Origin of the sequence: Nocardioides eburneus (genome assembly GCF_040838215.1) — a bacterium.
Classification (GTDB): domain Bacteria; phylum Actinomycetota; class Actinomycetes; order Propionibacteriales; family Nocardioidaceae; genus Nocardioides; species Nocardioides eburneus.
The window spans coordinates 1-16,185 of the sequence record NZ_JBFPJR010000030.1; the positions used below are offsets into that span (position 1 = coordinate 1).

General features: G+C 69.4%; 19 protein-coding genes. All 19 read left to right on the top strand.

The window, feature by feature from the left end:
- Positions 1–365: HNH endonuclease signature motif containing protein (locus AB3X52_RS15130; protein WP_367994928.1), on the top strand; the 365-nt coding region annotated here is incomplete at its 5' end.
- Positions 366–573: 208 nt separating this feature from the next.
- On the top strand, positions 574–873 hold the full coding sequence (locus AB3X52_RS15135; RefSeq protein ID WP_367994929.1) for a hypothetical protein: 300 nt from the start codon (positions 574–576) through the stop codon (positions 871–873).
- Positions 874–1,006: 133 nt separating this feature from the next.
- Positions 1,007–1,738 (top strand): class I SAM-dependent DNA methyltransferase, encoded by a 732-nt coding sequence (locus tag AB3X52_RS15140; RefSeq protein ID WP_367994930.1) that lies wholly within the window; start codon positions 1,007–1,009, stop codon positions 1,736–1,738.
- A gap of 233 nt (positions 1,739–1,971) precedes the next feature.
- Positions 1,972–3,822, top strand: coding sequence for a transcription termination factor Rho (gene rho / locus AB3X52_RS15145; protein ID WP_367994931.1), 1,851 nt, complete (start codon positions 1,972–1,974; stop codon positions 3,820–3,822).
- Between the two features lie 126 nt (positions 3,823–3,948).
- Positions 3,949–4,155 carry a 50S ribosomal protein L31 gene (gene rpmE / locus AB3X52_RS15150; RefSeq protein ID WP_367994932.1) on the top strand — a complete coding sequence of 69 codons (207 nt, stop codon included), beginning with the start codon at positions 3,949–3,951 and terminating at the stop codon, positions 4,153–4,155.
- 174 nt (positions 4,156–4,329) lie between these two features.
- The gene (gene prfA / locus AB3X52_RS15155; RefSeq protein ID WP_437440563.1) at positions 4,330–5,403 is read left to right on the top strand and encodes a peptide chain release factor 1; all 1,074 of its coding nucleotides are present in this window, start codon (positions 4,330–4,332) and stop codon (positions 5,401–5,403) included.
- Entirely contained in the window at positions 5,400–6,308 is a 909-nt protein-coding gene (gene prmC / locus AB3X52_RS15160) for a peptide chain release factor N(5)-glutamine methyltransferase (protein ID WP_367994934.1), read from the top strand. The genes prfA and prmC overlap by 4 nt, the downstream gene beginning before the upstream one ends.
- 19 nt (positions 6,309–6,327) lie before the next feature.
- On the top strand, positions 6,328–7,023 hold the full coding sequence (locus AB3X52_RS15165; RefSeq protein ID WP_367994935.1) for an L-threonylcarbamoyladenylate synthase: 696 nt from the start codon (positions 6,328–6,330) through the stop codon (positions 7,021–7,023).
- Entirely contained in the window at positions 7,023–8,186 is a 1,164-nt protein-coding gene (locus AB3X52_RS15170) for a glycosyltransferase family 4 protein (protein ID WP_367994936.1), read from the top strand. Before AB3X52_RS15165 ends, AB3X52_RS15170 begins: the two co-directional genes overlap by 1 nt.
- Before the next feature lie 128 nt (positions 8,187–8,314).
- The gene (locus tag AB3X52_RS15175) at positions 8,315–8,788 is read left to right on the top strand and encodes a hypothetical protein (protein ID WP_367994937.1); all 474 of its coding nucleotides are present in this window, start codon (positions 8,315–8,317) and stop codon (positions 8,786–8,788) included.
- The gene (locus AB3X52_RS15180; protein WP_367994938.1) at positions 8,785–9,144 is read left to right on the top strand and encodes a hypothetical protein; all 360 of its coding nucleotides are present in this window, start codon (positions 8,785–8,787) and stop codon (positions 9,142–9,144) included. The genes AB3X52_RS15175 and AB3X52_RS15180 overlap by 4 nt, the downstream gene beginning before the upstream one ends.
- 22 nt (positions 9,145–9,166) lie before the next feature.
- Positions 9,167–9,985 carry a F0F1 ATP synthase subunit A gene (atpB, locus tag AB3X52_RS15185; protein ID WP_367994939.1) on the top strand — a complete coding sequence of 273 codons (819 nt, stop codon included), beginning with the start codon at positions 9,167–9,169 and terminating at the stop codon, positions 9,983–9,985.
- 49 nt (positions 9,986–10,034) lie between these two features.
- Positions 10,035–10,238, top strand: a complete 204-nt coding sequence (gene atpE / locus AB3X52_RS15190; RefSeq protein ID WP_367994940.1) for an ATP synthase F0 subunit C — start codon at positions 10,035–10,037, stop codon at positions 10,236–10,238.
- Positions 10,239–10,285: 47 nt separating this feature from the next.
- Positions 10,286–10,840: a F0F1 ATP synthase subunit B gene (locus tag AB3X52_RS15195; RefSeq protein ID WP_367994941.1), complete on the top strand. Its 555-nt coding sequence runs from the start codon at positions 10,286–10,288 to the stop codon at positions 10,838–10,840.
- Positions 10,840–11,652 (top strand): F0F1 ATP synthase subunit delta, encoded by an 813-nt coding sequence (locus AB3X52_RS15200; RefSeq protein WP_367994942.1) that lies wholly within the window; start codon positions 10,840–10,842, stop codon positions 11,650–11,652. Before AB3X52_RS15195 ends, AB3X52_RS15200 begins: the two co-directional genes overlap by 1 nt.
- 69 nt (positions 11,653–11,721) lie before the next feature.
- Positions 11,722–13,362: a F0F1 ATP synthase subunit alpha gene (gene atpA, locus AB3X52_RS15205; protein ID WP_367994943.1), complete on the top strand. Its 1,641-nt coding sequence runs from the start codon at positions 11,722–11,724 to the stop codon at positions 13,360–13,362.
- Between the two features lie 11 nt (positions 13,363–13,373).
- Positions 13,374–14,303 carry a F0F1 ATP synthase subunit gamma gene (locus AB3X52_RS15210; RefSeq protein WP_367994944.1) on the top strand — a complete coding sequence of 310 codons (930 nt, stop codon included), beginning with the start codon at positions 13,374–13,376 and terminating at the stop codon, positions 14,301–14,303.
- 24 nt (positions 14,304–14,327) lie between these two features.
- Positions 14,328–15,779, top strand: coding sequence for a F0F1 ATP synthase subunit beta (atpD, locus tag AB3X52_RS15215; RefSeq protein WP_367994945.1), 1,452 nt, complete (start codon positions 14,328–14,330; stop codon positions 15,777–15,779).
- A gap of 3 nt (positions 15,780–15,782) precedes the next feature.
- On the top strand, positions 15,783–16,184 hold the full coding sequence (locus tag AB3X52_RS15220) for a F0F1 ATP synthase subunit epsilon (RefSeq protein WP_367994946.1): 402 nt from the start codon (positions 15,783–15,785) through the stop codon (positions 16,182–16,184).
- Position 16,185 lies beyond the last annotated feature (1 nt).

The window sequence follows — 16,185 nt, forward strand, 5'->3', positions numbered from 1 at the left end:
AGCTGGGCGGCGGGGTGCCGCTGTCCGCGGCCGAGGCCCGCCGGCTGGCGTGCACCGCCAAGATCCTGCCCGCGGTCTTCGGCGGGAAGTCGGAGCCGTTGGACCTGGGCCGGGCACGGCGACTGTTCAGCCCCGCCCAGCGCAAGGCACTGCGGCTACGGGACAAGACCTGCCGCGCCGAGGGTTGCACCGTCCCCGCCGCGTGGACCGACGCCCACCACCTCCAACCGTGGTCGAAAGGCGGACGGACCGACCTGGCCGACGGGGTCCTCCTCTGCGGCCACCACCACCACCGCGCCCACGACCCGGCCTACGACATGACCCGGCTTCCCAACGGCGACTACCGATTCCACCGACGCACCTAGGCCGTGCTGCTCAAGGAAGTTGGCGAGCTGGGTGCGCGCCAGACTTCGCCGTCGCGCAGCGGCATTCTCCATGCGGGCCTTGTCGCCCGCCTGCAACGGTGCGGCCGCGACGTCCATCTCGCTGCGTAAGGTGTTGCCTCGTCTGCCTCCCCGTGATGTCAACGCGAGCGCGGACGGTTTCCCGTTGGACCGAAGGATTGATTGAGCCGTGCCCACCCGACCTGAGATCGTCTGCATCTGCGGCTCTACCCGGTTCGTGAACGAGATGCGTGCGGCGAACCGTGATCTGACTTTCGCGGGTGTCATCGTCGTCGCGCCAGGCGAAGCAGACGAGTTGATCACCAAGGAGCAGAAGACCGCGCTGGATGCCCTTCACCTGCGCAAGATCGACCTGGCTGACCGGGTGCTGGTCGTCAACCCAGGCGGGTATATCGGCGAGTCCACGAGCAGGGAGATCGCCTACGCCCGCGCCACCGGCAAGCCGATCTCGTTCACCGATCCCGGCTGACCGGTAGACGCTTCGTGGTCCGCGGGCAACCATTCTCGGTCACCCGATATCGTCCAGCGGCACGGCTGTCGCCGATGTCAGCGGACGGCAATTGTCGTGACCTGCGCGCGTCGGGTTCCGTAGCCTCACGGTCATGCGTGAACCCGACGCTGCCTTCGCGGATCCACGGCTCGCTGCTCTTTACGACTTCATCGAGGGCGATAGATCGGACCTCGACACCTATGCCGCGATCGCTCAGGAAGTGGGCGCGCGACGGGTGGTCGACATCGGGTGCGGCACCGGGTCGCTCGCGCTCCGACTGGCGGACCGAGGACTTGCGGTGTTCGGGGTCGATCCGGCCCAGGCGTCGTTGGATGTCGCCCGTCGGAAGCCGGGCGCTGCGAGGGTGACGTGGGTCGTGGGCGATGCGACGGCTGCGGCACGTCTCGATCCGGTCGCCGACCTGGTCGTGATGACCGGCAACGTCGCGCAGGTATTCGTCTCCGACGCCGACTGGCATCTCACGCTCGGCGCGGTCCGCGCCTGTCTCCGCCCGGGCGGATGGTTCGCGTTCGAGACCAGGAGGCCCGAGGTCCGTGCCTGGGAGAGGTGGCCGGTCGATGCGACGGAGCTGTCACTTCCCGGCGGGGTCCCCGCGGTCCTCTCCAGGACGGTGACCGAGGTGGCGCTTCCGCTGGTGACGTTCGAGTCGACGATCACCCTCGACGGTGAGGAGCTGCGCTCGGTCTCGACCTTGCGCTTCCGTCGACGCCGTGACGTGGAGCGAGACCTCGACGAGCACGGCCTCGAGGTCATCGATGTCCGCGACGCGCCGGACCGTCCTTGTCAGGAGCTCGTGTTCGTTGCTCGACGGCTCGGCCCGTGACGTGCCCTCACCACACGAGCGATCGCCCGTGCCGGATGTTACATTGGGCGCGCGCCGTTGATCTCGGCGTAGCATCCCGCGGAGCATCGGGCTCCACCCGATGCTTCTCTCCTTCCTGTCGACCGCGCGCCCGGCGCATCGCGCTCGTGGCTGCCCGTGCGAGGGAAGTTCTGACAAGTGAGCCGCCCGACGTCGTACGCCGGTCGCGGCTGGATACGTGGGAAGGACCTCACGTGACGGAAACCAACGAATCCGCCGGGAACGCTCCGAAGAAGCGCGGCGGACTCAATGCGATGCTGCTCGCCGACCTCAAGGCGATGGCGGGTGGCATGGGGATCGCCGGCGCCGGCTCGATGAAGAAGGCGCAGCTGATCGAGGCGATCAAGGCCGCCCAGAGCAGTCGCGCCGCCGCGCCCGCTGCTGCTCCCGAGGGCGAGAGCAAGCCGCGTCGCGAGCGCAAGCCGCGCGCGCAGGCAGCGACGGCTGAGTCGGCAGAGCCGCCGGCGCCGGAGGCGACGGTCCCGAGCGCTGCGCCGCAGGCGGCTGAGCAGGCCGGCCAGCCGGCGCCGCAGAAGCCCGCTCGGAGGAGCCGGAAGTCTGCGGCGCAAACCGAGCAGCCGACCGAGCAGCCGAACGAGGGACAGGCGCCCGCAGAGACGGCGGCTGCGGCCGCCCAGGAGCGGCCGCAGCGCGAGCGTCGTCAGCGTCAGGAGCGTGCCGCCGCCGACCAGGGCCAGGGTCAGCAGCCTCAGCGTGATCAGCAGGGTCAGCGTGATCAGCAGAGCCAGCGTGATCAGCAGGGTCAGCAGGGTCAGCGTGATCAGCAGGGCCAGCAGACGGACGATGACCAGGACGGGGAGGGCGGCAGCCGCCGCAACCGGCGTCGCCGCGGCCGCGACCGCGAGCGGGGACGCGGCCAGCGCACCGAGCCGGACACGACGATCCTCGAGGACGACGTGCTGGTGCCGGCGGCCGGCATCCTCGACGTGCTCGACAACTACGCGTTCGTGCGGACGAGCGGCTATCTCCCGGGCGTCGACGACGTCTATGTCTCCCTCTCCCTGGTCAAGCGCCTCGGCCTGCGCCGCGGCGACGCGATCGTGGGTCAGGTGCGCCAGCCCCGTGAGGGCGAGCGCAAGGAGAAGTTCAACCCGATGGTGCGCATCGACAGCGTCAACGGTGCCGACCCGGAGACGGCGAAGCACCGGGTGGACTTCAGCAAGCTGACGCCGCTCTACCCGACCGAGCGGCTGCGCCTCGAGACCGGCCCGGACAACATGATCGGGCGGGTCATCGACATCGCGGCCCCGATCGGCAAGGGTCAGCGCGGCCTCATCGTCTCGCCCGCCAAGGCCGGCAAGACGATGGTCCTGCAGCAGATCGCCAACTCGATCACGACGAACAACCCGGAGTGCCATCTCATGGTCGTCCTGGTCGACGAGCGGCCCGAGGAGGTCACCGACTTCGAGCGCTCGGTGAAGGGCGAGGTCATCTCCTCGACCTTCGACCGTCCGCCGGCGGACCACACCGTCGTGGCGGAACTCGCCATCGAGCGGGCGAAGCGGCTCGTCGAGCTCGGGCATGACGTCGTCGTACTCCTCGACGGCATCACCCGGCTCGGTCGCGCCTACAACCTCGCGGCGCCGGCCTCGGGCCGGATCCTGTCGGGCGGGGTCGACTCGGCCGCGCTCTACCCGCCCAAGAAGTTCTTCGGCGCGGCGCGCAACATCGAGAACGGTGGTTCGCTGACCATCCTGGCCACGGCGCTCGTGGAGTCCGGCTCGAAGATGGACGAGGTGATCTTCGAGGAGTTCAAGGGGACCGGCAACATGGAGATCCGGCTGCGGCGAGAGTTCGCCGAGAAGCGGATCTTCCCGGCCATCGACGTCGTCGCCTCCGGCACCCGTCGCGAGGAGATGCTGATGAGCAAGGAGGAACTCCAGATCGTGTGGAAGCTCCGCCGGGTGCTCGCGGGTCTCGACGGCCAGCAGGCGGTCGAGTTGCTCCTCGAGCGGCTGCGGAAGTCGCAGTCCAACATCGAGTTCCTCATGCAGGTGCAGAAGACCACCCACGACGGGATCTGACGGTCCGCGGTGGAGGCGGGAAGATTTCTGCCTCCACCGCCGTTCTCGTACACTGACTCCTTGGTTCCGGTTCACGTCCCGCAGCCCCGCGGCGGCGACCCGGCGCCCCCTTTCGAGAGGAATCCCATGAAGGCCGACATCCACCCGACCTACGTCGAGACCCAGGTGACCTGCACCTGTGGCAACACGTTCACCACGCGCAGCACCAAGACGGACGGCGTCATCCGCGCCGACGTGTGCTCCCAGTGCCACCCCTTCTACACCGGCAAGCAGAAGATCCTCGACACCGGCGGCCGCGTTGCCCGCTTTGAGGCCCGCTACGGCAAGAAGTAGTCCGAGCGACGCCCGGCACGCACGCTGGCTGCGTTGGCGGCGCTCGACGACCCGCTTCGCTCCAAGGTCGCCTTCGCGTCGCCGCCTTGCCATCGCACGCACCGGACGCCGCTCGGCGTCCGGACCGAACGCCGGCCCCACGGGGCCGGCGTTCTCCATTCCGAAGGAGAGATGGTGTTCGAGGCAGTCGAGGGGCTCGTCGAGGAGCACGCCGCGCTGGAGAAGCGCCTGGCGGAGCCCGAGACGCACGCCGATGCGCGGCTGGCGAAGAAGCTCAACCAGCGGTACGCCGAGCTCAGCTCGATCCTCGGGGCCTATCGCCACTGGCAGCAGCTCGGTGACGACATCGAGGCGGCCCGCGAGCTCGCCTCGGAGGACGCTGCGTTCGCCGAGGAGGCCGAGACGCTGGCCGCCCGCCGCGAGGACGCCGAGGAGCGGCTGCGGCGGCTGCTCGTGCCGCGCGACCCGGCCGACGACAAGGACGCGATCCTCGAGGTGAAGTCGGGGGAGGGCGGCGAGGAGTCGGCGCTCTTCGCGGGGGACCTGCTGCGGATGTACACCCGCTATGCCGAGCGGCAGGGCTGGAAGACCGAGATCCTCGACGCCACCGAGTCCGACCTCGGCGGCTACAAGTCGGTCACCGTCGCGGTGAAGGCCAAGGGCACGCCCGAGCCGGGCCACGCGCCGTACGCGCTGCTGAAGTTCGAGGGCGGGGTCCACCGCGTCCAGCGGGTCCCGGTGACCGAGTCCCAGGGTCGGGTCCACACCTCCGCTGCGGGCGTGCTGGTGATGCCCGAGGCCGAGCAGGTCGATGTCGAGATCAACGACAACGACCTGCGCATCGACGTCTTCCGCAGCTCCGGGCCTGGTGGCCAGAGCGTCAACACGACGGACTCCGCAGTCCGCATCACCCACCTGCCGACCGGCATCGTGGTGAGTTGCCAGAACGAGAAGTCCCAGCTGCAGAACAAGGAGCAGGCCCTCCGCATCCTGCGCGCCCGCCTCCTCCAGGCCGCACAGGAAGAAGCAGACGCCGCCGCCGGTGAAGCCCGGCGCAGCCAGGTCCGCACCGTCGATCGCTCCGAGCGGATCCGGACCTACAACTTCCCGGAGAACCGCATCTCCGACCACCGCACGGGCTACAAGGCCTACAACCTCGACCACGTGCTCGACGGCGACCTCGGTCCGGTCCTGGAGACGGCCGTCGAGGCCGACCTCGCCGCGCGGCTGGCGGCGCTCGAGTCATGACCAAGGCGCACGACGCGCCCGCACGCCGCCCGGCGCGTGCGGTCGTGCGGGCCGCAGCCGAGCGGCTCGCCACCGCGGGCGTCGAGAGTCCCGCGTACGACGCCGGCGAGCTGCTGGCGCATGTGCTCGGCACGACCCGGGGCGGTCTGGTGCTCGTCGACGACGTGCCGACCCCGCGCCTCGCGGCGTTCGACGCCCTGGTCGAGCGGCGGGCCGCACGCGAGCCGCTGCAGCATCTCACCGGCGTCGCCCACTTCCGCCACGTCGAGCTGGCCGTGGGGCCCGGTGTGTTCGTGCCGCGTCCGGAGACCGAGGTGCTCGCAGGGTGGGCGATCGACGCCCTCCGTCAGGGGCAGGTGCGGGGAGCGGACGAGGCCCATCGCGACGCTCGCGCAGCGCCGGTGGCCGTCGACCTCTGCACGGGCTCGGGCGCGATCGCCAAGAGCCTGGCCGACGAGGTCCCCGGCGCGCGGGTCCACGCGGTGGAGCTGTCGCCGGCGGCGTACGCCTTCGCGGAGCGCAACCTGGCCGGGATGGGTGTCGACCTGCGCCAGGGGGACTTCGCCACCGCCTTCGACGACCTGCTCGGCACCGTCGACGTGGTGGTCTGCAACCCGCCTTATATCCCGCTCGAGGCCTGGGAGTCGGTGGCGCAGGAGGCGCGCGACCACGACCCTCACGAGGCGCTCTTCTCCGGCCAGGACGGCCTGGACGCCATCCGCGTGCTCGAGCGCCGTGCGGCGCAGCTACTGCGCGCCGGGGGAGTGGTGGGCTTCGAGCACGCCGACGTCCAGGGCGAGGCGGCACCGGCGGTGTTCAGCGCCACCGGCCGCTGGGCCGACGTCCGCGACCACCGCGACCTGGCAGGGCGTCCGCGCTTCACCACGGCGCGACTGGCACGATGAGCCCGAGGAAAGGAGACGCGTGAGCACTCGCTACCCCACTGCCACCGACGAGGAGCGTGCGGAGGCCATCGACGCGGCCGCGAAGGCGCTCCAGCGCGGTGACGTCGTGGTGCTGCCGACCGACACGGTCTACGGCGTTGCGGCCGACGCCTTCGACAAAGGCGCCGTGCAGGCCCTGCTGGACGCCAAGGGGCGCGGCCGCGAGAAGCCGCCGCCCGTCCTGGTCGCGAACGCCGCGACGCTCGACGCGCTCGCGACCCGGGTGCCCGACTGGGCCCGCACCCTCGTGGACGAACTGTGGCCCGGTGCGCTCACGCTCGTCTTCCACCAGCAGCCGTCGCTGCAGTGGGACCTCGGCGAGACGCGCAGCACCGTCGCCGTACGCATGCCGGACCTCGCGCTCACCCGCGAGGTGATCGACCGGGTCGGACCGCTCGCCGTGAGCTCGGCCAACAAGACCGGGATGCCCCCCGCCACGGACGCCGACCGGGCCGAGTCGATGCTCGCGGACGACGTCGCCCTCGTGCTCGACGCAGGTACGGCGCCCGGGGGAGAGCCCTCCACGATCATCGACGCCACGGGGGAGACGCCGAGGCTGCTTCGGCTCGGCGCGATCCCCGTCGAACGGATCAACGCCCTGCTCGCCAAGCACGACGTCCAGCTGCCCGTCGAGGGCCAGGTCGATCTGACGAAGCCGGAGGGCGGCGAGGCCTGATGCGTGCCTACCTCCTGGTCTTCCTCGTCGCCGCGGCGGTGACCTACCTGCTGACGGTGGTGGCACGGGAGATCGCGGTCCGCACCGGTGCGGTGGCGAAGGTCAGGGACCGGGACGTGCACGCCGAGCCCATCCCCTACATGGGCGGGCTGGCGATGCTGGGCGGCCTGGTGGCGGCCTACCTCGTCGCGCGCAAGCTGCCGTTCCTGGCCGACAGCCCCGCCTTCGTGCTCCACGACGCCGGCGTGGTCCTCGTCGCCGGGGGCGTGATCTGCCTCGTCGGGATCATCGACGACATCATCGAGCTCGACGCGCTCACGAAACTCGGCGGGCAGGTCCTGGCGACGGCGGTCCTCATCGCGTTCAACCTGCAGTACAACTTCATCACCAAGACCGACGGCAGCCAGTTCTCGATCGATCCGGCCCAAGGCGCGCTGCTCACCGGCCTGGTCGTCGTGGCCACCGTCAACGCGGTCAACTTCATCGACGGTCTCGACGGCCTGGCCGCGGGCGTCGTCGGCATCGGCGCCATCGCGTTCTTCCTGTTCTGTTATGAGCTCACCCGGATCAACGAGGTCACCCGGGCCACGACCGCGGCGCTGCTGAGCTGTGCGCTCGCCGGCGCGTGCATCGGCTTCTTGGTGCACAACTGGCACCCGGCGCGGCTGTTCATGGGGGACAGCGGGTCGATGCTGATCGGACTCGTCCTCTCGGGGAGCGCGGTGTCTCTCTCCGGTCAGTTCACGCCTGCCGACATCAGCCAGGGTGCGCACGGCTCGCAGGCGAGCCTGCTCCCGACCCTGCTCCCCGTCCTGCTGCCGGTGACGATCCTGGTCGTCCCGCTGGTAGACCTCGTCCTGGCGGTCGTACGACGGACCCGGGCGGGCCGCTCGCCGTTCGCTCCCGACAAACAGCATCTTCACCACCGCCTGCTGGAAATCGGCCACTCCCAACGTCGCGCGGTCCTCATCATGTGGCTGTGGGCGGCACTCATCGGTTTCGGCTCTGTCTTCGCGAGCCTCTACACCGGACCGGTGATGTGGAGCGGTCTCGGCGCTGCCGTGGCGGTGACGCTCGTGCTCACCTTCCTGCTGCCGAAGGTCCGCGGGACGAAGACGGACGCGCTGCTCGAACCGCCCGAGGAGCCGGTCTCGACGCTGTAGACCGCCGGCGTGGAGGGCCTGTGGATCGTTCCATTTCGACGCCGCCAGACGCTTGTGATAGTTTTCACGAGCGTTATGGATACGCTCAGGTAACGCCCGAACGACCCCACACAGGACGGCCGCCGACGATGACGACCGAGTTGCAGCCCCACCGCTCCGGCGGTGTCGCGACGCTCCTCGGCGCGACCTGTTCCGCCGTCGGAGCCGGAGCGCTCGTTGCCGTGCTCGCGCTCGCCGTCGCCGGCGGGGGAGCGGCAGGTGCGGCGCTCGCGGGCGCGGCCCTCGCGCTGGTGGTGATGGCGTTCGGCGCGTTCGCGGTCGATCTGGTCGCCACCGTGATGCCGGCGGCCTCGCTCCTGGTGGCGCTGCTGACCTACGCGCTCCAGCTCGTGCTCATGACGGTCCTGCTGACGGCTGCCAGCGATGTCGACGCCCTCGCCGGCCACGGCCGCGCGGGCTGGCTCGTGGCGGCGGTCGTCGCCGTCGTACTCGTGTGGACGCTGAGCCAGCTGGTGCTCGCGTCGCGCCGCCGGATCCCGGCGTACGACGTCGCTCTGCCGGGCGAGGCCCGCTCTGCCGACGTGCGGGTGAGCGTTCGATGACCGCGACTGATAGTGTCCGCCTCGCGATGGCTCAGGAGAATCCTCCGCCCGACCAGCGCGACGTCTCTCCCTCCGGTTCCGCCAGCGGCGGCTCGCCACAAGGCGATCCGTGGCACGCTTTCGGCTACCTGGTGGCGGGCGTCCTGCTGTACGGCGGGATCGGCTTGCTCCTCGACCACTGGCTGGGCACAAGGTTCCTGGTGGTCGTGGGGATCCTCTTCGGTGCCGGACTCGGGATCTACGCCACGTGGTCGAGATTCCGGATCCCGATTGACGAGGGCGGCAAGCCCGGCGTGAGCGGCAAGAGCGGTCCGGGCAGCGACCCGGACGACCCGAGCAGCGCAGACAAGCAGTGAGATCGGTACAGGAGACGAACAGGTGAGCGCCATCAGCATGGTCCACGCGGAGTCCTACACTCCGCCCGGTCCCGGTGAGTTCGACCTTCCGGGCATCGGGTCCGGAGGGAAGACCTTCGACTTCCTCGGTCAGCACATGGCCGCCGGCGTCACCAAGCCGATGATCGACATCGTCATCGTGGCGATCGTCATCTTCGTGCTCTTCGCCGCCGCGTCCCGCAAGCGTGCGATGGTCCCGGGTCGGCTGCAGTTCGCCGGCGAGTCGATGTACGGCTTCGTCCGCAACTCGCTCTCGCGCGACATCATCGGCAGCCACGATGCGGCCCGGTTCACGCCGTACCTCTTCGCGTTGTTCGCCTTCATCCTGCTCAACAACTTCCTGGGCAGCATCCCGTTCTTCGAGTTCCCGACCTTCGGTCGCGCCGGCATGGTCTACCCGCTGGCGATCATGAGCTGGTGCATCTACAACTACGCCGGCATCAAGAAGCACGGCCTCGGTGGCTACATCAAGCTGATGACCGTGCCCGGTGGCGTCCGCGGGCCGATCCTGCTGCTGCTCTGCCCGCTCGAGGCGCTGTCGAACTTCATCGTCCGCCCGATCACGCTGGCCCTCCGTCTGTTCTGCAACATGTTCGCCGGCCACCTGCTCCTGATCCTGTTCGCGACCGGTGGTCTCTACCTCGTCGAGAAGTCGATGGCCTACGCGCCGGTCGGCGTCCTCGCCTGGGTGCTCTTCATCGGCGTCGCGATCCTCGAGGTCCTGATCCAGTTCCTGCAGGCCTACGTCTTCGTGCTGCTGAACGCCATGTACATCTCCGGTGCCGTCGCGGACGAGCACTGAGAGCCTGACCCACTCCACCTGAAGTAGTAACAACCGAAAGGAAATCGCCGTGGACGGCAACCTCAACATGATCGGTTACGGCCTGGCCGCTGTTGGTCCGGGTATCGGCATCGGTCTCATCTTCGCCGCCTACATCTCCGGTGTGGCCCGCCAGCCCGAGGCGCAGGCGCGACTCCAGTCGATCGCCATCCTGGGCTTCGCGCTCGCCGAGGCGCTCGCGATCATCGGTATCGCCCTCGCGTTCGTCCTCTGACGCAGCGCTGCTGCCGAATCCCTGAGTAGGACCCGGAAGGATCTGCCATGCAGGTTGTCGCCCCCCTCGTGGTGAGGGCGGCTGAGGAGGCTCCGAACCCCCTCGTGCCGCACCCGGTCGAGATCGTGCTCTCGATCGTGGTCTTCGCCATCCTCTTCTTCCTTGTGAAGAAGTTCGTCGTCCCGAACTTCGAGGCGACGTACGCCGAGCGCACGAAGGCCATCGAGGGTGGTCTGGCCGCGGCGGAGACGAAGCAGGCCGAGGCCGACGCCAAGCTCGCCGAGCTCGAGAAGCAGCTCGCCGACGCTCGGCACGAGGCCGCCCGCATCCGCGAGGAGGCTCGCGAGCAGGGTGCCCAGATCGTCACCGAGATGCGCGAGCAGGCCCAGACCGAGGCTGCCCGCATCGTCGAGCACGGCAAGGCCCAGATCGAGGCGGAGCGCCAGCAGGCGGTCTCCTCGCTGCGGACCGAGGTGGGCTCGCTCGCCACCGGTCTCGCCGGCCGCATCGTCGGTGAGAGCCTCGAGGACGACGTGCGGCAGAGCCGTGTCGTCGAGCGCTTCCTCGCGGAGCTCGAGACCAGCCAGGGTGGTGCCCACTGATGGACTTCCGTGGTGCGTCGGCCGAGTCCGTGGCCGCCCTCTCCGACGAGCTGCGGACCGCGGTCTCCAGCTCGCCCCAGACGGCGGCGACGGTGGCCGACTCCCTCTTCGAGCTGTCGCAGACGATCCGGAGCGAGGCGGCCCTGCGTCGCTTCGCCACGGACGCGTCCGTGGCGGCCGAGGCGAAGAGCGGTCTCGCCACCGAGGTCTTCGGTGGGAAGGTCGACGCGGTCACGCTCGGCCTGCTCACCTCCGCCGTGACCCGCAAGTGGACGCGCGCGCTCGATCTCGCCGACGCTCTCGAACACCTCAGCGAGATCGCCGCCGTGCGGTCGGCCGGGGAGGAGTCCGGTCGGCTCGCGGACGAGCTCTTCACCGTCGGCCAGGCCATCCAGACCAACGCGGGGCTGCGCGACGCGCTCTCCGACCCCGCCCGGACGGCCGCCGACAAGGCGGCGCTCCTCGACGGCCTCCTGGCCGGCAAGGCGCTGCCGGCGACGGTCACCCTCGCCAAGCAGGCGCTGGCCGGCACCTACCGCACCGTCTCGGCGGCGCTGGGGGAGTACCAGAAGGTCGCGGCGTCGGTCCACGGCGAGGGGGTGGCCACGGTCCGCGTGGCTGCTCCGCTCGCGCAGGCCGACGTGGACCGCCTGGGCGCCGCCCTGTCGCGTCAGTACGGCCGCCCCGTCCACGTCAACCTGGTCGTCGACCCGGCGGTGATCGGCGGCATCAAGGTGGAGATCGGTGACGACGTCATCGACGGCACCGTCGCCAGCCGCCTCGACGAGGCCCGCCGCGCCCTGGCCGGCTGACCGGGCTCCCCGCCCGACCACCGGCAACGCAGACTTTTTGAGAAAGACACGAGAGAGAAGGCACCTGAGATGACGGAGCTCACCATCCGTCCGGAGGAGATCCGCGACGCGCTTCAGAAGTACGTCGCCGAGTACAAGCCCGAGGCCGCGAAGACCGAGGAGGTCGGCACCGTTGCCCAGACCGCCGACGGCATCGCGCGGGTCTCCGGGCTGCCCTCGGCCATGGCCAACGAGCTGCTCGAGTTCGAGGACGGCACGCTGGGCATCGCCCTGAACCTCGACACCCGTGAGATCGGTGTCGTCATCCTCGGTGACTTCGACAAGATCGAGGAGGGTCAGACCGTCCGTCGTACGGGCGAGATCCTCTCGGTCCCGGTCGGCGACGGTTACCTCGGTCGCGTCGTGGACCCGCTCGGCAACCCGATCGACGGCCTCGGCGAGGTCGCGACCGTCGGCCGCCGCGCGCTCGAGCTGCAGGCGCCGGGCGTCATGCAGCGAAAGTCGGTCCACGAGCCGCTCGCCACCGGCATCAAGGCGATCGACGCGATGACCCCGATCGGTCGTGGTCAGCGTCAGCTGATCATCGGTGACCGTGCCACGGGCAAGACCACCATCGCGATCGACACGATCATCAACCAGAAGCAGAACTGGGAGTCCGGTGACCCGGACAAGCAGGTCCGCTGCATCTACGTCGCCATCGGCCAGAAGGGTTCCACGATCGCCTCCGTGCGCGGTGCCCTCGAGGCGGCCGGCGCGCTGGAGTACACCACGATCGTCGCCGCGCCGGCGTCCGACTCCGCGGGCTTCAAGTACCTCGCGCCCTACACCGGCTCGGCCATCGGCCAGCACTGGATGTACGACGGCAAGCACGTGCTCATCGTCTTCGACGACCTCACCAAGCAGGCCGAGGCCTACCGCGCCGTGTCGCTGCTGCTGCGCCGTCCGCCGGGCCGTGAGGCCTACCCGGGCGACGTGTTCTACCTGCACAGCCGCCTGCTCGAGCGCTGCGCGAAGCTCTCCGACGACATGGGTCACGGCTCGATGACCGGTCTCCCGATCATCGAGACCAAGGCCAACGACGTCTCGGCGTTCATCCCGACCAACGTCATCTCCATCACCGACGGCCAGATCTTCCTGCAGTCGGACCTGTTCGCGGCCAACCAGCGCCCGGCGATCGACGTGGGTGTCTCGGTCTCGCGCGTGGGTGGTGCGGCCATGACGAAGGCGCTCAAGGCCGTCACCGGCTCGCTCAAGGTCGACCTCGCGCAGTACCGCGCGATGGAGGCCTTCGCGATGTTCGCCTCCGACCTCGACGCGGCGTCCCGCCAGCAGCTCGACCGCGGTCAGCGCCTGATGGCCCTCCTCAAGCAGCCCGCGTACTCGCCGTACCCGGTCGAGGAGATGACCGTCTCGCTGTGGCTCGGCACCACCGGCCGCCTCGACGTGATCCCGGTCGAGGACGTGCTGAAGTTCGAGCAGGAGTTCCTGGACTTCCTCCGCCTCTCGCACGCCGGCATCCTGTCCGGCATCCGCGAGTCGCTGAAGTTCGAGGACTCCACCGAGTCCGAGCTGGCGTCGGCGTACGACTCCTTCCTCGGTCAGTTCGAGACCTCCGCCGGCAAGTCCATCCACGTGGGCACCGAGAAGGTGGAGGCGCTCGATGACGCTGACGTCGAGCAGGAGCAGATCGTCAAGCAGAAGCGGGCCTGAGGACTAGTCGCATGGCAGTCTCATTGCGTGAGTACCGCGCGCGGATCAAGTCGACGGAGTCGATGAAGAAGATCACGCGCGCCATGGAGCTCATTGCTGCGTCCCGCATCATCAAGGCGCAGCAGCGGGCGAACGCGGCCGCGCCGTACGCCCGCGAGCTGACCCGGGCGGTCTCGGCGGTGGCGACGTACTCCAACGTCGACCACGCGCTGACCACCGAGCCCACGACGCCCGACCGTGCTGCGGTGCTCGTCATCACGAGCGACCGCGGCTTGGCCGGCGCCTACTCCTCGAGCGTCCTGCGGGAGGCCGAGGGCCTTGTCGAGAAGCTGCGCGCCGAGGGCAAGGAGGTCGACCTCTACGTCTCCGGGCGCAAGGGGGAGGCGTTCTACCGCTTCCGTGGGCGCTCCCTCGCGAAGTCGTGGACGGGGCACAGCGACCAGCCGAGCTACGAGGTCGCCCAGGAGATCGGCGCGACGCTGATCGACGTCTTCCTCCACGGCGCGGCGGAGTCCGGTTCGACCGTGGCGCCCGGCGTCGACGAGGTCCACGTCGTCTACACCCGGTTCCAGTCGATGCTGGTGCAGAGGCCGACCGCCGTACGCCTGCTGCCGCTCGAGGTCGTCGAGGGTACGGAGGCCCCTGCCGAGGGCGAGGTGCTGCCGCTCTACGAGTTCGAGCCCTCGCCGTCGGAGGTGCTGGACAAGCTGCTGCCGCAGTACGTCATCAGCCGGATCTGGTACTCCCTGCTCCAGTCCGCGGCCTCCGAGCTGGCCGCGCGACAGAAGGCGATGAAGTCGGCGACGGACAACGCCGACGAGCTCATCAAGAAGTTCACCCGGATCGCCAACCAGGCCCGCCAGGCCGGCATCACCCAGGAGATCAGCGAGATCGTGGGCGGCGTCAACGCCCTCGCCGACGCGACCTCCGCGAACGACTGACCAACCCCAAGAAGAGTGAGTGACATGACTGCAACGGTTGAAGAGACCAAGGGCTCCGGAGCTGCCGGCACCGGTCGCATCGCCCGGGTCATCGGGCCGGTCGTCGACGTGGAGTTCCCCGTCGACGCGATGCCGGACATCTACAACAAGCTCGAGGTCGAGGTCACCCTCGGCGGCGAGAACTCCGTCCTCCCGCTCGAGGTGGCCCAGCACATCGGCGACGGCATGGTCCGCGCGATCTCGCTGAAGCCCACCGACGGCCTCGTCCGTGGCGCCCAGGTGACCGACACCGGTGGCCCGATCACGGTCCCGGTCGGCGACGCGACCCTCGGCCACGTCTTCAACGCCACCGGTGACGTCCTCGACGTGCCGGCGAGCGAGCTCCAGGTCACCGAGCGTTGGGGCATCCACCGCAAGGCGCCCGCCTTCGACCAGCTTGAGTCGAAGACCCAGATGTTCGAGACCGGCATCAAGGTCATCGACCTGCTGACGCCGTACGTTCTGGGCGGCAAGATCGGCCTCTTCGGTGGTGCGGGCGTCGGCAAGACGGTGCTCATCCAGGAGATGATCGCCCGTGTGGCCCGCAACCACGGTGGTGTGTCGGTGTTCGCCGGTGTCGGCGAGCGGACCCGTGAGGGCAACGACCTCATCGTCGAGATGGGCGAGGCCGGCGTCATCGGCCAGACCGCCCTCGTCTTCGGCCAGATGGACGAGCCGCCGGGCACGCGTCTGCGAGTGGCCCTCTCGGCGCTGACGATGGCGGAGTACTTCCGCGACGTGCAGAACCAGGACGTGCTGCTCTTCATCGACAACATCTTCCGCTTCACCCAGGCCGGCTCGGAGGTCTCGACGCTGCTGGGTCGGATGCCGTCGGCGGTGGGCTACCAGCCCAACCTCGCCGACGAGATGGGCGTGCTGCAGGAGCGGATCACCTCGACGCGTGGTCACTCGATCACCTCGATGCAGGCGATCTACGTGCCGGCCGACGACTACACCGACCCGGCCCCGGCGACGACGTTCGCGCACCTGGACGCGACCACCGAGCTCTCGCGTGACATCGCCTCACTCGGTATCTACCCGGCCGTGGACCCGCTGACCTCGACCTCGCGCATCCTCGACCCGCAGTACATCGGTCAGGCGCACTATGACTGCGCGATCCGGGTCAAGCAGATCCTGCAGCGCAACAAGGAGCTGCAGGACATCATCGCGATCCTGGGTGTCGACGAGCTGTCCGAGGAGGACAAGATCATCGTCTCCCGTGCTCGCCGGATCCAGCGGTTCCTGTCGCAGAACACCTACGTGGCCAAGCAGTTCACGGGCATCGAGGGCTCCACCGTCCCAGTCAAGGACACCATCGAGGCGTTCAACAAGATCGCCGACGGTGAGTACGACCACGTGGCCGAGCAGGCGTTCTTCATGTGCGGCGGTCTCGACGACGTCGAGGCGAAGTGGGCCGAGATCCAGAAGAGCCTCTGAGCCATGGCTGACTACCTGCAGGTGGAGCTCGTCTCGGCCGACCGCGTGGTCTGGTCGGGCGAGGCCACCATGGTGATCGCCCGGACGGTCGAGGGCGACGTGGGCATCCTGCGCGGTCACGCGCCGGTGCTCTCGCTGCTCACCGACGCGGTCGTCGAGATCAGCCCGGAGGAGGGCCCCGTCGTCGTCGCCACGGTCGACGGCGGGTTCCTCTCGGTCGCCGACGACCGGGTCTCCGTCCTGTCCGAGCACGTGCTGCTCGCCGAGGAGATCAACCTCGAGGAGGCCCGTGTGGAGTTGGAGAGGGCCCAGAGCCTGATCAGCGCCACCGCAGCCTCCGACGAGGCCGAGCGACGGATCCGGCGGGCCGAGGCGCGCATCCGGGCCGTCGAGAAGTCCTCCTGAG

Bases quoted from the DNA above. Each gene is read 5' to 3' on its own strand.
- AB3X52_RS15140 (WP_367994930.1), top strand. From the start codon at position 1,007: ATGCGTGAACCCGACGCTGCCTTCGCGGATCCACGGCTCGCTGCTCTT.
- rpmE (WP_367994932.1), top strand. From the start codon at position 3,949: ATGAAGGCCGACATCCACCCGACCTACGTCGAGACCCAGGTGACCTGC.
- prmC (WP_367994934.1), top strand. From the start codon at position 5,400: ATGACCAAGGCGCACGACGCGCCCGCACGCCGCCCGGCGCGTGCGGTC.
- AB3X52_RS15170 (WP_367994936.1), top strand. From the start codon at position 7,023: ATGCGTGCCTACCTCCTGGTCTTCCTCGTCGCCGCGGCGGTGACCTAC.
- AB3X52_RS15175 (WP_367994937.1), top strand. From the start codon at position 8,315: ATGACGACCGAGTTGCAGCCCCACCGCTCCGGCGGTGTCGCGACGCTC.
- AB3X52_RS15180 (WP_367994938.1), top strand. From the start codon at position 8,785: ATGACCGCGACTGATAGTGTCCGCCTCGCGATGGCTCAGGAGAATCCT.
- AB3X52_RS15195 (WP_367994941.1), top strand. From the start codon at position 10,286: ATGCAGGTTGTCGCCCCCCTCGTGGTGAGGGCGGCTGAGGAGGCTCCG.
- AB3X52_RS15200 (WP_367994942.1), top strand. From the start codon at position 10,840: ATGGACTTCCGTGGTGCGTCGGCCGAGTCCGTGGCCGCCCTCTCCGAC.
- atpA (WP_367994943.1), top strand. From the start codon at position 11,722: ATGACGGAGCTCACCATCCGTCCGGAGGAGATCCGCGACGCGCTTCAG.
- AB3X52_RS15210 (WP_367994944.1), top strand. From the start codon at position 13,374: ATGGCAGTCTCATTGCGTGAGTACCGCGCGCGGATCAAGTCGACGGAG.
- atpD (WP_367994945.1), top strand. From the start codon at position 14,328: ATGACTGCAACGGTTGAAGAGACCAAGGGCTCCGGAGCTGCCGGCACC.
- AB3X52_RS15220 (WP_367994946.1), top strand. From the start codon at position 15,783: ATGGCTGACTACCTGCAGGTGGAGCTCGTCTCGGCCGACCGCGTGGTC.